Genomic DNA, 20653 nt, shown 5'->3' on the forward strand with positions numbered 1-20653 from the left:
AGATTTGAAATGAGACAATCTTACGATATTCGGGATTCTCATTCAATATGAACAACGATTAATTATCATTATAAATCAGTATATTGTATGTTCACGGCGGCTTCCAGATCCCAAAGTCTCCCTTCTCTCACAACAGTTACAACTCTTCTTATATATCACGACGCGTATCATGTTAAAGGGCCTATTCTATAATCACCATTGCATAAACGGCCTACACGCTTTATGCTTTCCCTTAAGAGCAAAAGGAAGGTGTCAATGTCATCTAAACTGACGCGTAACCAAACATTGGTTTTAAACACTTTAAAAAATGCAAAAGGGCCTTTAAGTGCTTATGCGATTCTCAATCACTTACGCGAAGAAGGTTTTCGTGCACCTCTCCAAGTTTATCGTGCGTTAGAAAAACTCGTACAGTTAAAGTGTATTCATCGTCTTGAAAGTGTAAATGCCTTTGTGGTCTGTTTACACCCTGAAAACTGTCAACATGAACTTACAACGTTTATAATTTGCGAAAACTGTGGCACAGTCAACGAAATACAAAATCAAACGATTGTAACGAGTTTAAAACAGATGGTTCAAGCTGTTGACTTCCAAGCACATAAAAGCACCCTAGAAGTACGAGGTCTTTGTAAAAAATGCGCAATAAAATAAGACCGCTAACTTGAAAACAAGATCTCTAACTTGCAAGTTTATATATTTAGCATTATGTACCAGGGATCGCCTTTGTTTGAAAAGCTCTTATCGCTCTTGCATGTATATCACCCTACCCTGTAGTGATAGACTTATTATACTCGTTGGAACATAAATATTGGAAGTATAAATCATGTCCGTATCTGAGACAATTTTTTCAACAAAAAATCTCGATAAAACGAAACAAAAAAAAGTAATCAAAGCCCTTCTTATTGTCTTTGCACTTTTTGTGCTTTGGTTTAGCTACAAATGGATAACGCAATGGCGTTATATGTTATCTACTGAAGATGCCTATGTGCAAGGAGATATAGCCGCTATTGCGACTAAATTAAATGGATATATTGAAAAAATTGCCATTAAAGCCAACCAAGTTGTAAAAAAGGACGATGTTTTATTTTACTTAGACAATGGTGATTATCAAATAGCCTTGGATCAAACAGAAGCGCATCTTGACACACAGAAAAAAACACTTCTACGCATTGATGCACAAATCACAGCCGCTCATAGTGCTTTAGATGATGCAAAAGCGCAAAAAGCAGCCGCTTCAGCCATAGCAACCAATGCACAACTCACCTTAAAACGTGTAACAGAACTGAAAGCCAATCGTTATGCCCCTCAATCTGATGTTGATGATGCCAAATCAGCTTATGAACAAGCTATCGCAAATGTTAACCGTGCAGATGCACAAATCGCTGCAGCACGCGCCAATATCCAAGTGCTAGAAGCACAACGAAGTGAAACAGAAAGCCAAACAAAGAGTTTAGAGCTCACACGTGAAAAAGCACAACGTGATCTTGATTCAACTATTATACGCGCGCCATTTGATGGAATCATAGGAAATTTAACAGCAAAAACGGGAGATTTTGTTGTAAATGGCCAACGTCTTGCAGCGTTAGTCCCCATCCATGCACTTTATATTGAAGCAAACTATAAAGAAACACAGTTGCAAAATATTCATGCGGGACAAAAGGCTTATATTTCTGTTGATGCCTTCAAAAAGGAGGTCTTTACAGGAACAGTGCTTTCTATTTCACCGGCAACAGGTGCTGTTTTTTCTCTTCTTCCTCCACAAAACGCTACCGGTAACTTTACAAAGATTGTCCAACGCATTCCTGTACGTATTTCTATTCCAGAAGAAGTCTTAAAGACCGGACATATCCGAGCAGGAATGAGTGTTTCAGTAGAAGTTGATACACGTACAAAGCCACAAGATAAAAGTCTCTTATAATAACAAGAAAATGACCTCATTATTATGACATCTTCAATACCAAAGCCCATACAGTCTCAAGAGCGTATAGAAATCCGTAGCATTGTGATTTTTATAGTTATGGCCTTTGGCATGTTCATGGCCATTTTGGATATACAAATCGTTGCCTCCTCTTTAGCCGAAGTTCAAGCTGGTCTTTCTGCGAGCTCTGAAGAAATTTCATGGGTTCAAACCTCCTATCTCATCGCTGAAGTCATCATGTTGCCCCTTTCTGGATTCTTAGGACGATTGCTTTCAACACGTGTTTTCTTCACCATATCAGCGATCGGGTTTACGATTACTTCTGTTCTTTGTGCAACAGCAACATCTATTGGAGAGATGATTATCTACCGTGCATTGCAAGGTTTTATTGGTGGAGGAATTATCCCAAGTGTTTTTGTCGCCTCTTATGTTCTTTTTCCTCCTTCCAAACGCCCAATTGTTACCCCTATTGTTGGACTAGTCGCAACATTAGCCCCCACTATTGGTCCAACGGTCGGAGGTTATCTTTGTCATATCTTATCATGGCACTGGCTTTTTCTCATTAATGTGCCTTTTGGGATTATTATTTCAATTCTCGCTTGGAAATTGATTGATTTTGATAAAGCAAATCCGTCTCTCATGGCTAAATTTGACTGGTTGGGGCTCATTTCTATGGCTGTTTTTCTAGGAACTTTAGAGTATGTACTAGAAGAGGGCGCACGTCATGATTGGCTGAATGATGAGCTGGTTCGGAATTTATTTATTATCATGATTCTTGCTGCAGCCTTATTCTTCTGGCGTGCTTTTACAGCAAAAGAACCCATTGTAGATCTCTCTACTTTTTCTAATTTTAATTTTTCAGCTGCATCCATTTTTTCCTTTTCTTTGGGAATAGGTCTTTATGGACTCACGTACCTTTATCCTGTCTATTTAAGCCAAATCCGCCATTATGATGCCCTGATGATTGGAGAAACATTGTTTCTTTCAGGATTCGTCATGTTATTAACTGCTCCCCTTGCAGGATTCCTTTCAGCACGAATGGATGCACGTTTAATGATGGCAATAGGACTTTTTGGTTTTGCAATAGGCACTTGGATGGCTAGCGCTATCACAGATAAGTGGGATTTTTGGCAGCTTTTTTGGCCGCAAGTTTTCCGTGGTGCTTCTGTAATGTTATGTATGGTTCCTATTAATAATATTGCCTTGGGAACACTTCCACCAGAACGAATGCAAAATGCTTCTGGACTCTTTAATCTCACACGGAATCTAGGTGGTGCTGTAGGGCTTGCCATTATCAGCACTCTTATGACAAAACGCACAGACTTTCATTATGAACGAATAGCCGAAACACTTAACCACGCAAACAGACAAGCAACTGAAATGCTTTCAAAGCTTATTTTATTATTCAAAACAGAAACCTTTGATTCCTACACTCTTGCTCTTTCTCAATTGTTTAATATAGCACGCATACAAGCAATGATTATGGCTTTTAGTGATATTTTCTTTATCATAACCATTATCTTTGGTGTTTTAGCATTTATGACCATGTTTCTCAAAAAAATACCATCCCTCATGGATTCACCACCAAGACACTAAGATTCATTAAAATTGAAGAATATTTTTGATTTTTATCACTTTCCTCGATTTTTTCACTTTATCTCTTCTCAAGAGACAATATAAATTAACATGTGATTCTAAATGATTCTTCTGATAAAAATCCTTTTCAATGCGAGCTCTTTACGCACTTTTAAAATAACGTCTCGCATATAAAAATTGTTTTAGATGATAATAAACAAAGAGCTTACCTAACATGCTCCACACTATAAAGATAAAGCAGCTATTTCTATCAGATTTTTGATTTATCACCATAGGGCACAAAAGATTAAAAGATTCTTTGCCCTTTACTCTTTTGAGTCTTACAAGAATATTCATAAAAGATTTATGATTCTTGTGATTTTTATTCACGCACCTATTTCCCTTATAATGTGTAGGATAACGTTTTTTGATTCTGAATGCAAAATTTTACATGAAAAAATCATTTTGTATTTGATCCTCTCATGCCAATTGCAAAACAAGTTGTCTTGATAGCAAAAAAGTAATGGAGAGTTTTTTCAAAAAAGCAGCTTTTAAACATGTAATTTTATTTTTTACGCCCTTTTAAAGAAGCTAATACTTACAGTTTTGATTCTACTGCCGCGTATTTTTCTTTCTTAAAGCCTCTTCTCTTTCGATAGCCACTAAAATTGTATAAAATTTCTTAAAATATCTCTCTTTTTGAATAAAATTGATCAATAAATGATCCCCTTCTATGCCCTACTCTTACCATGGTGGCTCCATAACTGTTAATGACAGAAATTCCCTCACATCTTCAATAGTAAACGTCTAGACACTTGTTTAACCTCTCAAAAATGCACATTCGTCGCTATTGAATCCACCTCCAAATACTTTAGAAAGGCTTCTAAGATTCTCTTCCCGATAGGCAAATAATCATTTCTGATGTGAAAAATTCAGTGGTATAAACGAAAAGCTCTCGTAGTCATGACATTGATTTATAATCATAATTTATGATGTTGTCTATTATAATGAGCAATCTGAATATTGTGAGAGTTTTCTATTCAAAACCTGTTCATGATAAATCAATCAAAATCATTCCCTTGCGCACGAAAAGCAGAGAGATAAAAACGGTTTAAAAAAGAGTAAAATACCGAATCGTTTCTATGCAAGATCTACCAACGATATTGAGAACTAAAAAATTATATGATGATACCGGCTTTAAAAGAATACAAAACCACTCAAAAATATGTTTCCTTTAATCCTGTAAAATATGACGCTATTTCAAAAAAAATGCGCTTTTAATATATTTCTAGTCACTTAACTGAAATTATTAAAAATAAGAAACCCGTCACATAAAGAAAAGGCTTTATAACACAATTGCAATGCAACGACCCCCAAAATTTGTACCGCATCAACATTTTGATACTAATCAAAACAGTATGCCCACCTCAATGCCAGCACTGTTGCAAACGCAATAAATACAGTCTTCAAGCCACTTTATGATGCTGAAAACGACTTGTAACGGCTCGTGCTCCACTAGGAGCCAAAGTGCCATAACACCCAGCAAGATAGTTTGGTATCAGTTCCAACGCTTGAAACCGATGTTTTTCGTAAGGACCAGGCATTGCCAAATTTTCTGTTAAGCGATTTGAAAAACCAAAACGTTGATAAAATTCAAAATCCCCTACCAATAAAATAGCGCCATATCCCAATTTTTTTGCTGTTTCAATTGCATGGCGGACTAAAATTGATCCTATTCCCATACCAGCACATTCAGCGGCAACAGCCAAAGGTCCCAAGAGTAAAGCATGTTGTGTTTCATTTTTTTCTTTAAAAAAAGAAACATGCCAAAGACGTACACTTCCCACAAGCTCTCCCAGAGCATTTTTAACCACAAAAGAAAGCCCTTGAGCAGCTAGCCGACCACGCCGTAAAGTCTCTGATGATTTACGTTTACGTCCACTCCCCATCGTTGAATCAAGCAAAATTTCTCGATAAGGCTTATCGGCTTCTTGCTCCAATAAAAGTGTAAAACATGTCCCATTTTTTGTTTGAAAATTAATCATGTTCATCTCTATAACCGCCCTCTTATAGCGTAATGACAAGCATCGCAAAAGTCTAATAACCCTATCGTCAAAAAGAAACGTCAGATCACATATGATCGTAAAGGCTCAAAACCATTAAAAGCAACGGATGCATAAGTTGTTGTGTAAGCACCCGTTCCATGAATCAATATCTCATCTCCTATCGTTAGAGATAGAGGAAGTGGATAAGGTGTTTTTTCGTAAAGCACATCTGCCGAATCGCATGTTGGTCCAGCCAAAATACAAGGCTCCATCACCTTATCATCATGAGGTGTCTCAATGGGATAACGAATAGCTTCGTCCATAGTCTCAGCAAGGCCATTAAATTTCCCAATATCAAGATAAACCCATCGTACATTATCATTGTCAGCTTTTTTAGATATCAAAACAACTTCTGTGCGAATAACACCAGCATTGCCAACCATTGCACGCCCTGGCTCAATAATCGTCTCAGGGATACGATTACCAAAATGCTTTTTCAATGAATCAAAAACAGCGGTACCATAAGCTTGCTCTGTAGGAACATCTTTCAAATAACGGGTTGGAAAACCGCCTCCCATATTCACCAATTTCAGTGATATACCTTCTTGTTCCAAACGCTTAAATACTGTAGCAGCATCTGATAAAGCACGATCCCACGCACTCAAATCAACCTGCTGCGACCCAACATGAAAAGAAACACCATAAGCTTGCAAACCTAATTGGTGTGCCCGTCTTAGCACATCAACCGCCATAGCAGGGACACAACCGAATTTGCGTGACAATGGCCACTCTGCACCTTTTCCATCGGTAAGAACACGGCAAAAAACACGCACTCCTGGAGCAACACGCGCAATTTTTTCCACTTCTTCAACACAATCAACTGCATAAAGTGAAACACCCAATGCATATGCTCGCGCAATATCACGCTCTTTTTTTATCGTATTTCCAAAAGAAATACGCTCTGGCGTTGCCCCTGCTTTTAAAGCCATTTCAATTTCTGCAACAGAAGCCGCATCAAAAGAAGATCCTAAAGAACTCAGCAAACGCAAGATTTCAGGAGCTGGATTCGCCTTTATTGCGTAAAAAATACGAGACTGTGGTAGAGCTTTTTCAAAATTTAAATAGTTGTCACGAACAACATCAAGGTCAACAATTAAGCATGGACCTTCAGAACGATGTGTTGCAAGAAAATCGCGAATACGTTGTGTTGCCATCTGCAATTCTCCTTGAGGAAAAGCTTCCTCACTCTACGCTTAGACAGCCAAAACTGCCAAAAGCTAAAGGACAAAAAACACACAACAACTATCCCCATTCTGATTACAAAAAATCAGAAATTAGCATTGCATGCAGCGAAAGAACAGCGCGAAGCCGCGTTATTCTATTTTATCTGCCTTTTTGATTGGAGTTGAGAAAACCACTTCCGCACTGAAGGCAATGAGGTGTGCCTCTATAGTTATCCCAGTATTTAAAAACTGGAAGACACCAGAAAGGCCCGCACCGTCGTTGCTTCAAGATGTCCTCATTCTTGCAATTGGCTGTAAGAATGACTGGAGCGGTTAGTTCCAGGTACCGTACCGGTTAATCTCACCATTTGAGAACCAGCGGACACCCACAGGCACGTGCGACTTTGGGCAAGGCATCCTATAAAACGAATCCTTTCTCATTTCAATCATTTTTTTAATTTTAAACATTTTTTAATTCTTAAAGATAAAATGATGCGAAAAAACAACACTCTCCTCCTCTAACAGACAAAACCATCCCTCTGCTTTCATGGGATTCCCCCCTTACACCATCCGTACAACATCAAGCACTATCTTGCTTTAAAAGCCCCTCGTTTCTTTACCCTATTCTATCTCCTAATATCTGCAGCAGAAAATAACACAAAATAAATTACTCAACACATTAATTTATAACGATAATTTATTATTTTGCTCTTAAACAAAAATCCCATCATAAAATTCTCTCATTTCCCTCCCTTAATAATGAATCAAGAAAAATCATTCTCTTGCGCATCACAAGCAGAAAACAATATATGAATAAAAAACAATTGAAAAAAAGAGTAAAATCCCCCCTTAATATATCCCCTCAAATGCAAGGACTAATAACATGGAAAACAGGGCGGGGATCGACTAAAGCACCATCATCTTTAAAAAACATGATATCTCCCCACAAAACGCCATTATCTTTCTCATCTACATCTTAAAAACATCCCTGCTTCTACATCTATTTCACAACATCGCTTAAGAAAGATATCATGCCCCCGTATAATATAGCTCATATGATATAGATCAACGGCATATCACCATCTTTATGTTTATGAAGTGACATAACTAACGTCCCCGCTTTATCTGCCAACTTCCAATATTGCAGAAACTCCTCCATTGAGATGTGTCATATTATCTTAAATAGTTTTGCTCATACATTGCTCCCATTTGTAATATACAAATGAATGAGATTGTGTAATTCGTCATCATCAAATCCGAAAGAAGTAAATTTCACGATATTCAACCCTTATTATTCAAATTTAAATAAATTATCATTTATAAATCAATGTACTATATGAAATTCTAAAATCATAAGCTCCTATTATCATTCTATTTCTCTTAACTTTGCTGCTGCTCTTTTATCTTCTCTCGTGAATCATATCTTATTCATTCACACACTCTTCTCTTAAAACTATAGATCCCGCTCCTCTGCGCTGTTGGGAAACAGCTTTTTTATTTTAAAATGAACAATATTGGAGAACTCACTCCTATAAAATCAAGAAGAGCAAACGATCTATAATGATTATTTGTAAATCAACAAATTAACGTAAAAAAAAGACCGAACAACATCCGGTCTTATAAAATTTTTCTACCAATATTAAAAACGCTTCTCTCTTAAATTTAAGAGAAAAAAGCTAGAATTTAAATCCCTACACGACGATATCGTTATGTCCCTTGATGAGAATCAATTGCCCGCAACTTCAACAATTGGAATTGCCTATGGCGCTCACGAAAGCGTTCTCTATCAGCTTCACTGCGTGTGTTATAACAAGCGTCACAGGAAACACCTTCTTCATAATGAGGCGATAACTTGCCTTCAGCATTGAGAGGAGAACGACATGCGCGACATAATTCGCGTCCACATTCTTCAAGACCATGTTGAACAGAAACACGCTCATCAAAAACAAAGCACTCACCCCACCATAAACTTTTTTCTTTTGGAATTTTTTCTAAATATTTTAAAATGCCACCTTTTAAATGGTAGACTTGCTCATAACCAAGATCACGAACATAAGCTGTTGATTTTTCACACCGAATACCACCTGTACAAAACATGGCAATTTTCTTTTTCTTTTTTAAATCAGCCTCATGTTTACGCACCCATTCAGGAAATTCGCGAAATGTTTTAATCTGCGGATCAATCGCTCCTTGAAAACTCCCAATCGCATATTCATAGTCATTCCGTGTATCAATCAAAATTGTCTCTTCATCTTGAATAAGAGCATTCCAATCTTCAGGATCGACGTAAGTACCAACAACTTTTAGCGGATCAACACCTTCAACCCCCATTGTCACAATCTCTTTTTTCAACCGCACTTTCATACGATGAAAAGGCATCTTTGATGCCCATGAATATTTAATCTCCGGCGTTTGAAACGCTGGCTCCGCCACAATAAAATCCACCAATGCCTCAATCGCAGCACAAGAACCAGCAACAGTTCCATTAATTCCCTCTTGTGCTAAAAGGAGGGTTCCTTTGATATCCTTTGCTTGACATAAATCCTGCAAAGGTTTTTGTAATTGACGATAATGCTTCAAATCTGCAAAGCAATAAAGTGCAGCAACTTTAAAATTCTTTTCCATGTGTTTTGCCATAACGCGCGTTTCATTCAATTTCAAGATTTATTCATGTACTCTTTAACATATTGTGCTTAATCAAACGATACAAATAATATCATCTCCAAGAAGAAAAAATATCATGTGCCAAAAAAGAGAAAAGCTTTTATTATATCTCCAAGGACAAACTGTTATACCTGTTTTGCTCATTGACAATCTACAAAGTGCTGTACCCTTAGCACGCGCTCTTGTCAAAGGCGGATTAAAAACAATTGAGATCACCTTGCGAACACCAAATGCCCTCAAAGCAATTCAGAAAATTACCCAAGAAGTCCCTGAAGCAATCGTTGGCGCTGGAACAGTTCTCAACACGATACACTACGAGCAAGCCGAACAAGCAGGCGCAAAGTTTATTGTAAGCCCCGGATTATCCAATGAATTAATCAATTGTGCAAAAAATAGTGAAATTCCCCTTCTTCCCGCTGCAATGACCCCAAGTGAACTCATGCAAGCATTAAACAAAGGCTATTCATATCTTAAATTTTTCCCAGCTGAAGCTGCTGGAGGTATTTCATTCATCGAAGCTTTAGCATCTCCCTTCTCTGATATCCGGTTTTGCCCAACAGGCGGTATTACACAAAAAAGTGCAATACAATGGCTCCAACTGCCCAATGTCTTCTGCGTTGGTGGTTCTTGGATAGCACCCCAACCGCTCATCGCAATAAGTGATTGGGATTCGATTACTGCATTAGCGCATACTGCAACACAACTCTCCTCTCTATCGAAAAAAGCGCGCTCTACAACATAAGTAGCGGGAGCATTGTTAGCCCCTTCAACAAGACTAAAACCTTCACACATCCTTGCGCAATCTTTTAACATTGCCATCGAACCACAAATCATCACCCGATCTTCATCAGGGTGAATTTTAGGAAGGACTGTTGTTTCAAAGCCACTTATTTCAAAAAAATCTCCACTTTCCATAACAGTCGTAATACGGCCCATATGCTCAGAAGGTTCACGAGTCGTCATAGGATAAAATCTCAACTGTTGTGCATACTCTCCAATGAGTGGATCTTGTTGCAAAGAGGAAACAAGATCTTTTGCACAAATTAATCCATTCTTTTCTCGCGTTATTTAAATAAGAACAACTTCTGCAAATTTTTCATAAATGTCAGGATCACGAATAAAGCTTGCAAAAGGAAAAACCCCGTACCGGTTTGAAAGAAGATAAAGCACCAATTTTCCCACTCATTACTCCACAAAAGCGCGCTCTACAACATAAGTAGCAGGAGCATTGTTAGCCCCTTCAACAAGACCAAAACCTTCACACATCCTTGCGCAATCTTTTAACATTGCCATGGAACCACAAATCATCACCCGATCTTCATCAGGATGAATTTTAGGAAGGCCAGTTGTTTCAAAAAAATCTCCACTTTCCATAACAGTCGTAATACGGCCCATATGCTCAGAAGGTTCACGAGTCGTCATAGGATAAAATCTCAACTGTTGTGCATACTCTCCAATGAGTGGATCTTGTTGCAAAGAGGAAACAAGATCTTTTGCATAAATTAACTCATTCTTTTCACGCGTTGTTTGAATAAGGACAACTTCTGAAAATTTTTCATAAGTGTCAGGATCACGAATAAGGCTTGCAAAAGGAGCAATCCCCGTCCCAGTTGAAAGAAGATAAAGACGTTTTCCAGGAATAAGAGCATCAAGAACCAACGTTCCTGTAGATTTTTTACGCATGAGAACTGTATCACCAATTTTAATTTTTTGGAGATGCTCGGTTAATGGCCCTCCTGGAACTTTTATCGAAAAAAACTCAAGCTGTTCATCCCAAAAAGGACTTGCAATCGAATAAGCACGATAAATTGGCTTTTCTGCATTTGGCAAACCGATCATAACAAATTCACCTGAACGAAAACGAAAACTTTCCGGACGATTCAGGCGAAATTTAAATAATCGATCTGTATAGTGAAAAACCTCTTGGACAGTAAGAGCGAATACATTCGCAGGAATCGGAAAATTTGCAACGCTGCTGATGTTTGACGGAACATTGGTAGCAGACGTATTCATACTCTTCCCCATATCTTTATTGACTATTAAATTTCGAATCCCTGACGTGATATAATCCTTGTATAATCATCTGCCAACAATTTTCTTAAACCAAAAGCCTTAAGATTAACACTTTTATGTCAAAATTAATCGAATGAAAAAAATGTGAATACAAATCATATTCAAAGAGAAACAAAAACATCGAGTGTTAAGCAATCACGGTACTCTTTTCCACTTTAACACATAATGCATAGTATACAGTGTACCGCTACAACACTTTATTCTCTTTGCAAAATTTATAACCGAAAACCTTAAAATTAAGAGAGAAAAAACATCTGTGGATTGAACAATAAACGCACGACTCCACAACAAAGTTTTCGGCATTACATCCATTGTTTTCTTTACTGACCTTTTTACACTGCCCTTTCCATAAATAAATGAGTCGAACACCTTCTATGATCGATAAATTGATTTCACTAAAAACCAATCAAACGATAAAAAGCAAATATCGTATTCCCACTTCATCTTGAAAAGAAATAATGTCCAAATCAACAGCTATTGATGTATCAGAAAGTGTTTATACACTCTTTCCCATTTAACAAAAGTAACTTTAAATGCATAAGATGACATCCAAAATTACACATATGAGTAATCTTCCCCTTTATGGTAAAAACTTGTAATGCATTGATTTAACGTGGTTAATTTAATCATTTTACCTTCTCTAAATAAGCAGCCAATGCAATATTTAATCAAAACAATCATACCAGCAACAATAGTCTAACATTGCACTCTTCAAAATGATACAATACAATAAACTATGCTTTCTTTTTTAAGAAGCCTCAATTAAAAATAAATAAAAAAATAAAAATCTATGCTTCACAAATTATCAGAAAACACCATGTTGATAACAACACAAATAAAACTAAAGTATCTCTTATATCCAGAGTAGCATTTTACATAAAAAACGACTTTAATGGCAGTATAGGCTTCTTATGATTTTGACCATAGCAAACCGTATCTTTCATCTCTCATAAGTAACCTCTATAAAATAACCAAAGAAAACTGCGTATTTCACGAATACAGATAAGATTTTAAAATGAAAAATTCCGTTAATGACGAAATAAATACATCACTCTATGCAGCTATCGCAACCATTGATGTCAGTGCCATTGTTGCCAATTATATCACTTTAGCCAAACGTGTAGCCCCAACAGAATGTTCAGCAGTTGTAAAAGCAAATGCTTATGGATTAGGCGTTCACAAAATTGCTCCTGCCCTTTATCAAGCTGGTTGTCGCACTTTTTTTGTCGCACAAATCAGAGAAGCACTCCAATTAAAAAGCATTTTACCATCAAATGTCATGATTGCCATTCTGAATGGACTTCCACACTTAGCAGAAGAATTTGTCGCACAGTCTGGTATTGTTCCGGTTTTGAACTCTTGGAATGCCATTGAAAATTGGCAAAAAATTTGTCAAAAAAAAGATAAAAAATTTCCAGCAATTGTTCAAATCGATACCCATATGAACCGATTAGGACTTGATCAAAAAGAATTACAAAAGCTCATCAAACACCCTACAATTTTCGAAAAAGCAGACATAAAATATATTCTCAGTCATCTTGCTAACGGAGAAGATGATACCCACCCATCAAATTATGCCCAATTAACTTCTTTCAAAACTGCCCTTGCGCAACTACCAACCTGTAGAGCTTCCTTTGCCAATTCTGGAGGTATTTTTTTAGGATCAGATTTTTATTTTGATCTTGTTCGCCCCGGTATTGCACTTTACGGAAGCGCCCCCTCAGGAAAACACGCATCCCTTCTAAAACCTGTTTTAAAACTTGAAGCTCAAGTTCTTCAAAACCGTGTTGTTGATGTAGATACACCTGTTGGTTATGCAGAAAGCTTTATAACCAACAGACCAAGCACTCTTGCAACCATTTCTATAGGCTACGCAGACGGCTGGCTCCGTGCTCTTTCGAATAAAGGAACTGTTTATTTCAACGGGCACAAACTTCCCATGGTTGGGCGGGTTTCTATGGATTCCATTATTGTAGATACAACTGATCTTGATCAAAAACCTCAAACAGGTGACTGGATCGAACTCATTGGTCCCCATCAAACACTTGAAAAAGTATCTGTAGATGCCAACACCCTTCCCAATGAAATTCTAACATCTCTTGGACCACGCTATAAATACATTTACACATAAAAACTCTTTAGCCATAAAGAAATAAATTGATAAAAATCATCATTTTAGAAAATTGAGGGGCTTTTACAAAAGATTTTACAACAATCAACCACACAGAATGGTCACAGACACCGTACATTCACAGAAATCTCAAAACAGACAAGTTGATGGACTATTTTATGGAAGTAGCCTTCATCTAAAATACAAAAACTTAACCTTTCCCCATAAATTGACAAAAAAGAATCTACTACAAATTTTTTAAAATTAATTTCCCAATTAAAATCATTCGCTTGCATACCACAAACTGGATTATGTGTAGATAAAAATGATTTAAGAAAAGAATAATGCCTCTTATGAACCATAGTGCCAAGAGCTATAACATTAGGCGCTGGCAAAATGTATGATAGTGCCGGCTTATTCCGTTATGAAGTGTAAAGATTGGGGGGGCTCTTAATAGATTTATCGTTCCACTCACAAGCGCCGTCGCGAAATGGGATTGGAAGCGAAATGTGTCTTTAAAAAAAACATCTGAATTAACAACCCAAGTATATTCTTTTTGGAGCGTTCTGTTTCACATGAGGATCGTGCCCCCACTAAAGAACACAATAAATAAAAGCATGGAGCAATGTGCAATCCCTATTATTAAAAAACATTGCTTTAAATGCTTTTGAAAGCCGCAAAGCTGAATTAAAAGGAGATGATAAACTGAGGATTGATTTTTATCTTTACGGCTTTACATTTTTCCAAAATTAGATTGTCTTCCAGTTTAAAAGGTTACGTCAACAAAAATACGCAATTCCCTCGCCCTCATCTGACAAACAAAAGCAGGAACTACTCATAAAGCTCTTTTTTCTCAATCTCTGGCTCAAAAAATTTCGCTGCGTTAAGTTTGGATGTTGATTTACAGGAAACAGCTAAAGCACACGAGCTCTTAGGAAAACAGCGCCGTAAAGTCACAAACTGACTTGCAATGAAGTGGAAAGATGTGCCGGCTTTTTATAAGACACCTTGTAAAAAATACCCATAATACATTTGGCTTTGCGTTTGCTCATTCTAACCGATGTTCTTATATATTTTTGCGTCATATTTATAAAAAGCAGATTAAAGAGAAATATTTAGACAATTTTTGACTCGAAAAGATGCAACAACAGAGTTTCGCGTGTCTTTATCATCAAAAACACTAAAATTGATTTTATTCTTTCTACAACCGGTCGTCGTCACCCTAGTGACGAGTAGTATATCACAACACATGCAACAGACGTGACCTATCCTCATAGGTTTCGCTCTCGTTTACATGATTAGCTGGCTAGACCGATGGCCTAGTCACTAAAACCATGTCATACGGTAGAAGGCAAAGGAGAGCATACCTATTGCCGACAAAACACAGCTTTTTTGTCAACTTTTTCGATTTTGCTCATGTTATAAAAAACAATGCAAAATTCTAGAAAACAGACAAATAACGCCATAGCAACAGAACCAATAAGCATAAAACCCACACAAAATGTGTGGGCTTTTTTTGTTCATGCAAATAAACCAATTAAATATATATTTTTCGTTTAATAGGTATTTCCCAATGGCGGACACGAGCAAATAAGCATTCTGTCTCCCGCAACATTATCAATACGCGATACAGGAGGCCAATATTTATTGGCTGGATCAAGAAAACTGTTGGGAAAAGCAGCTTCTTGTCGCGAATAGGGTCGTGCCCAAGCATCATCTAAAGTATCTACCACTGTATGGGGGGCATTCACCAATGGATTATTGTCTTTTGGCCAAACCCCGCTACCAACTTTCTTAGCCTCTTCAGCAATAGAGAGTAAAGCATCACAAAAACGATCAATCTCTGCTTTTGGTTCTGATTCCGTTGGCTCAATCATCAAAGTTCCCGGAACAGGAAACGACATCGTGGGCGCATGGAATCCATAATCAATGAGACGTTTTGCAATATCATCAACACTCACCCCATACTGCTCTTTCAACACGCGTGTATCCACAATACATTCATGCGCAACACGCCCATGCTTGCCCCGATAAAGAATGGAATAAACTGGTGAAAGACGTGCAGCAATATAATTGGCATTTAAAATGGCTATTTGTGTTGCATATTTTAAGCCATCAGCCCCCATCATTCGAATATACATCCATGTAATCGCAAGAATAGACGCACTTCCATAAGGAGCAGCCGAAACCGCATGTGTTGTCCCATCCTGTTCATGACCTGGTAAAAATGGTTTGAGATGCTTTGCAACACCAATTGGTCCCATACCAGGACCACCCCCCCCGTGGGGAATGGCAAATGTTTTATGAAGATTCATATGACAAACATCAGCGCCAATATCCGCAGGACGAGCAAGACCCACAAGGGCATTGAGATTAGCACCATCAAAATAAACTTGTCCGCCATTTTCATGAATAATAGAACAAATTTCCTTAATGCTTTCCTCGTAAACACCATGGGTTGAAGGATAAGTAATCATAAGAGCAGCCAATTTATCTTTATGCAATTGCGCTTTCATCTTGAGATCGTCTACATCAACATCACCATCGCTTAAACATTTTACCACAACGACTTCCATCCCTGCCATATGGGCCGAGGCTGGATTGGTACCATGCGCAGATGCAGGAATAAGACAAACTGTACGTTGATGCTCTCCCCGTGATTGGTAATATCGTCGGATAGCCAAAAGCCCAGCATATTCACCTTGAGCACCAGAATTTGGCTGAAAAGAAACTTGCGCAAATCCTGTAATTTCGCACAACCACGCATTTAACTGGTTGATCATCTCCAAATATCCCGCTGCATCCTCTTGTGAAACAAAGGGGTGTATATTGGCCATACTAGCCCAACTTACAGGCATTAATTCAGCCGCAGCATTAAGCTTCATTGTACAAGAACCAAGAGGGATCATAGCGCGATCCAGCGCCAAATCCTTATCCGCTAAACGACGCAAAAAGCGCATCATATCTGTCTCTGAATGAACCGCATGAAAAAAAGGCTGAGAAAGAAAAGCAGCCTCCCGTTTTTTTCCAAAGAGTCGAGGAGAAGCCTTATCGCCTAATTGTGCCCCAAAAAGCTGCGCTAAAGCACCAGCATCTCCTTCTGTTGATAATTCATCAAAATTGATTGCAATAGTGTCATCATCAAGAACACGAATAAGGCGCCCACCTATTTTGGCTTGATGCGCAATCTCACGCGCTTTTCCCTTAACAGAAATACTCACACAATCAAAAAAGCTTTTCCCTTCAACATGAACCCCTGCTGCTTCTAAACCAGCAACAAAACGACATGTTAAATGATGAATTCGCTGTGCAATTTCTTGTAAGCCTTTTGGCCCATGCCAAACAGCATAAGCGGTTGCCATATTAGCCAACAAAGCCTGCGCTGTACAAATATTTGACGTCGCTTTATCACGCCGAATATGTTGTTCACGTGTTTGCAAAGCCAAACGAAAACCAACGCGTCCTTTGGTATCCACGGATTGACCAACAATACGCCCTGGAATAAGACGCGTTAACGCATCACTCACAGCAAGGTAACCAGCATGTGGACCACCAAATCCCATCGGAACGCCATAACGCTGCATAGAGCCAACAACGATATCTGCCCCCCATTGAGCAGGTGGCTCCTGAAGGGTAAGCGCTAAAGGATCAGCTACAACGATAACTAAAGCTCCCTTTTCCTTTGCCTCTTTTATGATCTCACTGTAATCATGAAAAGAACCTTTTGTATCTGGCCAAGATAAAACAATTGCCGCTGTATCAGAATCAATTTCGCCATTTTGGCTAATCTGAATCCCTTGTGTTTCAGCACGCGTTTGCGCAACACTCAAAGTTTGAGGATGTAAAAGACTCTGAAGAGAAATTTTTGTTTTTTTCTCACGGAAAGAGCGAAAAGCAAGGGCATTGGCTTCAGCTAAAGCAGTTGCTTCATCAAGAAGGGAAGCAGCAGAAACAGGCAAACCTGTTAGTTCACTAACCAATGTCTGAAAATAAAACAAAAGCTCTAAACGACCCTGGCTAATTTCTGCTTGATAAGGCGTATAAGCAGTATACCAAGCAGGATTTTCAAACAGATTTCGTAAAATAACCGGAGGCACATAAGTCCCATGATATCCTTGCCCAATAAAACTTTTATGCACATGGTTACGCTCCATCATCTTGGAGAGTTCTTCCAAGGCTTGTCCTTCACTAGCGGCCTCTGGAAGATTCAATAAACGTCCCAAATGGATAGAGTGCGGAACAGCTTGAGAAATGAGTGTCTCAACACTATCAAGCTCTAAAACATCAAGCATTTTTTGTGTTTCATCAGGACGAAGCCCAATATGTCGAGAAGAAAAAGAACGCTCGATCATGGTACTCATCCAATCAAAGCCTTATAAGCATCTTCATCTAACAACTCGTCCAGTTGAGTTTCATCTTGCAATGTCATCTTCCATAACCAGCCTTCTGTTTCGGCTTTCTGATTTACCAATTCAGGATTATCCGCCAATGTTTCATTTCTTTCGACCACTTCACCATCAAGAGGAGCATAAACATCTGAAGCCGCCTTCACTGATTCCACAACAGCCGCCGCCTCTCCTTTGGAAAGTTTTGTTCCACTTTGTGGTAAATCAACAAAAACCAAATCCCCTAATTGCTCTTGCGCATAATGCGTAACCCCAACAGTCACTACTTGTCCTTCAACTCTAAGCCATTCATGGTCTTGTGTAAAATAAGTTTTAGACATAAAAAATCATCCTTTAAAATAACGTTGTTCAACAAAGGGAAGAGAATGAACTGATAGTGCAATCTTTTTGCCTCGCAGTTCTGTAAAGACTTGTGTTCCTTCAACTTTAAAATCAACAGGAACGTAACCCATCGCGACAGGCCCCTCAAAAGAAGGACCAAAACCACCTGATGTTACAACGCCAATCTCATTACCTTGATCATCAAGAAGCAGCGCACCGGCACGAATAGGTTGGCGCGTTTGCGGTTTTAATCCAACACGACAACGAGCAGGTCCTTTTTGCAGTGCTTCAAGAAAAGCCTTTGCACCATAAAATTGTGCTTTTTCTCGAACACTTTTAGGAACAGCCCATGTTAGAGCCGCATCAATAGGTGTCGTATCAGGGGTAATATCATTTCCATGCAAACACAGCCCCGCTTCCAACCGCAAGCTATCGCGTGCTGCAAGTCCAATCCACTCAACACGAGAATCACTCAGCAATTTTTCAGCCAACATATGCGCATGCCCTATAGGCAAAGCAATTTCAAAACCATCCTCTCCCGTATAACCAGAACGCGTTATAAACCAATCCTGTTGTGGTTCGAATCCTTGCATAAAGAACAATTCATTCCCTGGCAAATCCGCATCAGCAAGAACAGCTGCCGCTTCAGGACCTTGAAGCGCAAGCAATACCCTTTCAAGAGCAATCACTTGACATTCAAAATCAACCGCACGCTTTTCCAATTCTACAAAATCAGCCTGTGCATTCCCAGCATTGGCAACCAACATAAAACGGCCCTCTTCCAAACGGGTAATGATAAGATCATCAAGAATACCAGCCTGCTCATTAAGCAAATAATTATACCGTGAGTGTCCAATCTTTAAAGCTGCTGCATCAATGGGAAAAGCATAGGACAAAAATTCCACGGCTTGTGCCCCTTCAACTGCAATCAATTTCATATGAGAAATATCAAAAAGTCCTGCATGTGCACGCGTATGAAGATGCTCTTTTAAAACGCCAAGAGGATAAGTTAAAGGCATGTTCCAGCCCGCAAAAGCACCAAATTTTGCTCCTGCTTTTTCATGCAAATCATATAAAGGAAGTGTTTTTAAAAAAGATGTTTCTTGTGCTGTGCCCATAATAACTCCAAAGCTGCGCTAACGCCCACAGAATATGGTCGTCTCTGCCCCCTCTGTCATCAACCTGAGAGACTCGCGAAAAAATTTTCCGCTTACACCTTCGGCGCGGGTTCTCCCGACTTTCCAGATCTGCCTTCTTCCTTTTACGGTCCTTAAAGCCTGAGAGATTATGGGCTATTTCCCCTTCGGCGGCAATGCGAAAATTTGCAATCTGCACTCTCCCGCAAAAGAATGAAAGAAACGATAACGCTCTTTCCAGCATATTTAAACCTATAGCCTATCTTTATCACACTGTCATTAGTAAAGTGATGAAAATACTCTCATTTTAAAACTTGCATAAGCTGCTTCAAAAGATTTATAATATTATCCTTTTGAACCTTACAAAAATTGCAAGGAACACATTTTAGGAAATTTAAGACAAAAATCAAAAGCTATAAACAAAAATACCTCTTGAAAATCATGCAAAACGTCACACACTAAAAAGATCGCAAGCAATATTCTTTCGCGCACAGTTCAACCTTAAAGATAGGGTTTCATATTCTTTTTGAGAATAAGGACTTCAAATATTTTATAAGTATGATTTTAATGCACAAGAAGTAGGTTTTCTGCTTTCTCAATAGTGTCATAAATAGCGACTATTTACAGACTAAAACTACCGAACAAAGGTGACAAAATACTCATGAAAGCTGGTAATATCTCTTACAATTGCGAAAATGATCTTCCAAAGCAAATTGCTCTTTTTCCTTTAGAAGGTGCACTCTTACTACCCGGTGGTTTTTTATCACTTAACATTTTTGAACCAGAATCACTTGAAATGATTGAAAATGTTATGGTAACTGATCGTCTATTGGGCATTATTCAACCACTTTCATCGGATACAGATCGCTTCTCTACACAACTTTATAAAACAGGCTGTATAGGGCGCATTACAAACTACAGTGAAACAGGAAATGGACAACTGTTCATTATCTTACAAGGTGTTTGCCGCTTCACTTTAGAACAAGAATTGAAAAACACAAAATCCTATCGAACAGCTCTCATCCAATCAAACATAAAAGACTTGCAAGAATTTGATATTGAAGAAAGCATTAACCGAGAGAACTTACTCGACGTTGTAGAAAAATATCTAACCATCCATGAAATGGAATATAATTGGAGCAGTATCATAGAAGCCCCTACACCTATATTGGTTAATGCTTTTTC

13 protein-coding genes, 1 pseudogene and 1 riboswitch are annotated in these 20653 nt (G+C 38.4%); of the genes and pseudogenes, 6 read left to right on the plus strand and 8 right to left on the minus strand.

Going from position 1 to position 20653, the window contains the following annotated elements; genetic code table 11:
• The first annotated feature begins 255 nt into the window (after nt 1-255).
• The 3 genes from ACFIO3_RS01840 to ACFIO3_RS01850 all read left to right on the plus strand — a co-directional run bounded on the left by ACFIO3_RS01840 (nt 256) and on the right by ACFIO3_RS01850 (nt 3511).
• On the plus strand, nt 256-648 hold the full coding sequence (locus ACFIO3_RS01840; RefSeq protein WP_375607344.1) for a Fur family transcriptional regulator: 393 nt from the start codon (nt 256-258) through the stop codon (nt 646-648).
• Nucleotides 649-820: 172 nt separating this feature from the next.
• Nucleotides 821-1915 carry an HlyD family secretion protein gene (locus ACFIO3_RS01845; RefSeq protein ID WP_375607345.1) on the plus strand — a complete coding sequence of 365 codons (1095 nt, stop codon included), beginning with the start codon at nt 821-823 and terminating at the stop codon, nt 1913-1915.
• 24 nt (nt 1916-1939) lie between these two features.
• Entirely contained in the window at nt 1940-3511 is a 1572-nt protein-coding gene (locus ACFIO3_RS01850; protein WP_375607346.1) for a DHA2 family efflux MFS transporter permease subunit, read from the plus strand.
• Nucleotides 3512-4956: 1445 nt separating this feature from the next.
• Here ACFIO3_RS01850 and ACFIO3_RS01855 read toward each other — a convergent pair.
• The 3 genes from ACFIO3_RS01855 to ACFIO3_RS01865 all read right to left on the minus strand — a co-directional run bounded on the left by ACFIO3_RS01855 (nt 4957) and on the right by ACFIO3_RS01865 (nt 9383).
• The gene (locus tag ACFIO3_RS01855) at nt 4957-5541 is read right to left on the minus strand and encodes a GNAT family N-acetyltransferase (protein ID WP_375608101.1); all 585 of its coding nucleotides are present in this window, start codon (nt 5539-5541) and stop codon (nt 4957-4959) included.
• Nucleotides 5542-5615: 74 nt separating this feature from the next.
• On the minus strand, nt 5616-6749 hold the full coding sequence (locus ACFIO3_RS01860; RefSeq protein ID WP_375609695.1) for a type III PLP-dependent enzyme: 1134 nt from the start codon (nt 6747-6749) through the stop codon (nt 5616-5618).
• 1716 nt (nt 6750-8465) lie between these two features.
• The gene (locus ACFIO3_RS01865; RefSeq protein WP_375615378.1) at nt 8466-9383 is read right to left on the minus strand and encodes a rhodanese-related sulfurtransferase; all 918 of its coding nucleotides are present in this window, start codon (nt 9381-9383) and stop codon (nt 8466-8468) included.
• Between the two features lie 115 nt (nt 9384-9498).
• Here ACFIO3_RS01865 and eda point away from each other — a divergent pair, with 115 nt between their 5' ends.
• A complete protein-coding gene (eda, locus tag ACFIO3_RS01870) occupies nt 9499-10164 on the plus strand; it encodes a bifunctional 4-hydroxy-2-oxoglutarate aldolase/2-dehydro-3-deoxy-phosphogluconate aldolase (RefSeq protein ID WP_375609694.1) in 666 nt (221 codons plus the stop codon).
• Here eda and ACFIO3_RS01875 read toward each other — a convergent pair.
• Both ACFIO3_RS01875 and ACFIO3_RS01880 read right to left on the minus strand, forming a co-directional pair.
• Nucleotides 10143-10589: pseudogene (locus ACFIO3_RS01875) on the minus strand (ferredoxin--NADP reductase); the annotation flags it as partial. The gene eda and the pseudogene ACFIO3_RS01875 overlap by 22 nt on opposite strands.
• A gap of 18 nt (nt 10590-10607) precedes the next feature.
• Nucleotides 10608-11435 (minus strand): ferredoxin--NADP reductase, encoded by an 828-nt coding sequence (locus tag ACFIO3_RS01880; RefSeq protein WP_375607351.1) that lies wholly within the window; start codon nt 11433-11435, stop codon nt 10608-10610.
• Nucleotides 11436-12510: 1075 nt separating this feature from the next.
• Here ACFIO3_RS01880 and alr point away from each other — a divergent pair.
• Nucleotides 12511-13626, plus strand: a complete 1116-nt coding sequence (gene alr, locus ACFIO3_RS01885) for an alanine racemase (RefSeq protein WP_375704056.1) — start codon at nt 12511-12513, stop codon at nt 13624-13626.
• 1535 nt (nt 13627-15161) lie between these two features.
• Here the strand turns inward: alr and gcvP are convergent.
• The 3 genes from gcvP to gcvT are packed head-to-tail and all read right to left on the minus strand — an operon-like array spanning nt 15162 to nt 19450.
• The gene (gene gcvP / locus ACFIO3_RS01890) at nt 15162-17957 is read right to left on the minus strand and encodes an aminomethyl-transferring glycine dehydrogenase (RefSeq protein ID WP_375607369.1); all 2796 of its coding nucleotides are present in this window, start codon (nt 17955-17957) and stop codon (nt 15162-15164) included.
• Between the two features lie 5 nt (nt 17958-17962).
• Complete coding sequence (gene gcvH / locus ACFIO3_RS01895; RefSeq protein ID WP_375607353.1) at nt 17963-18331, minus strand: glycine cleavage system protein GcvH; 369 nt, start codon at nt 18329-18331, stop codon at nt 17963-17965.
• 6 nt (nt 18332-18337) lie between these two features.
• A complete protein-coding gene (gene gcvT, locus ACFIO3_RS01900; protein WP_375607354.1) occupies nt 18338-19450 on the minus strand; it encodes a glycine cleavage system aminomethyltransferase GcvT in 1113 nt (370 codons plus the stop codon).
• Between the two features lie 136 nt (nt 19451-19586).
• Nucleotides 19587-19684: riboswitch (glycine riboswitch) on the minus strand.
• Between the two features lie 445 nt (nt 19685-20129).
• On the opposite strand from gcvT, the gene ACFIO3_RS01905 reads away from it, so the two are divergent.
• Nucleotides 20130-20653, plus strand: a 524-nt coding sequence (locus ACFIO3_RS01905; RefSeq protein ID WP_375704057.1) for an LON peptidase substrate-binding domain-containing protein, incomplete at its 3' end; no start/stop codon positions are given.

The organism is Bartonella sp. AD328YNZD (assembly GCF_042196425.1).

Bases quoted from the DNA above. Each gene is read 5' to 3' on its own strand.
- ACFIO3_RS01880 (WP_375607351.1), bottom strand. From the start codon at position 11,435: ATGAATACGTCTGCTACCAATGTTCCGTCAAACATCAGCAGCGTTGCA.
- ACFIO3_RS01860 (WP_375609695.1), bottom strand. From the start codon at position 6,749: ATGGCAACACAACGTATTCGCGATTTTCTTGCAACACATCGTTCTGAA.
- gcvP (WP_375607369.1), bottom strand. From the start codon at position 17,957: ATGATCGAGCGTTCTTTTTCTTCTCGACATATTGGGCTTCGTCCTGAT.
- ACFIO3_RS01855 (WP_375608101.1), bottom strand. From the start codon at position 5,541: ATGAACATGATTAATTTTCAAACAAAAAATGGGACATGTTTTACACTT.
- gcvT (WP_375607354.1), bottom strand. From the start codon at position 19,450: ATGGGCACAGCACAAGAAACATCTTTTTTAAAAACACTTCCTTTATAT.
- ACFIO3_RS01845 (WP_375607345.1), top strand. From the start codon at position 821: ATGTCCGTATCTGAGACAATTTTTTCAACAAAAAATCTCGATAAAACG.
- eda (WP_375609694.1), top strand. From the start codon at position 9,499: ATGTGCCAAAAAAGAGAAAAGCTTTTATTATATCTCCAAGGACAAACT.
- ACFIO3_RS01865 (WP_375615378.1), bottom strand. From the start codon at position 9,383: ATGGAAAAGAATTTTAAAGTTGCTGCACTTTATTGCTTTGCAGATTTG.
- gcvH (WP_375607353.1), bottom strand. From the start codon at position 18,331: ATGTCTAAAACTTATTTTACACAAGACCATGAATGGCTTAGAGTTGAA.
- ACFIO3_RS01850 (WP_375607346.1), top strand. From the start codon at position 1,940: ATGACATCTTCAATACCAAAGCCCATACAGTCTCAAGAGCGTATAGAA.
- ACFIO3_RS01840 (WP_375607344.1), top strand. From the start codon at position 256: ATGTCATCTAAACTGACGCGTAACCAAACATTGGTTTTAAACACTTTA.
- alr (WP_375704056.1), top strand. From the start codon at position 12,511: ATGAAAAATTCCGTTAATGACGAAATAAATACATCACTCTATGCAGCT.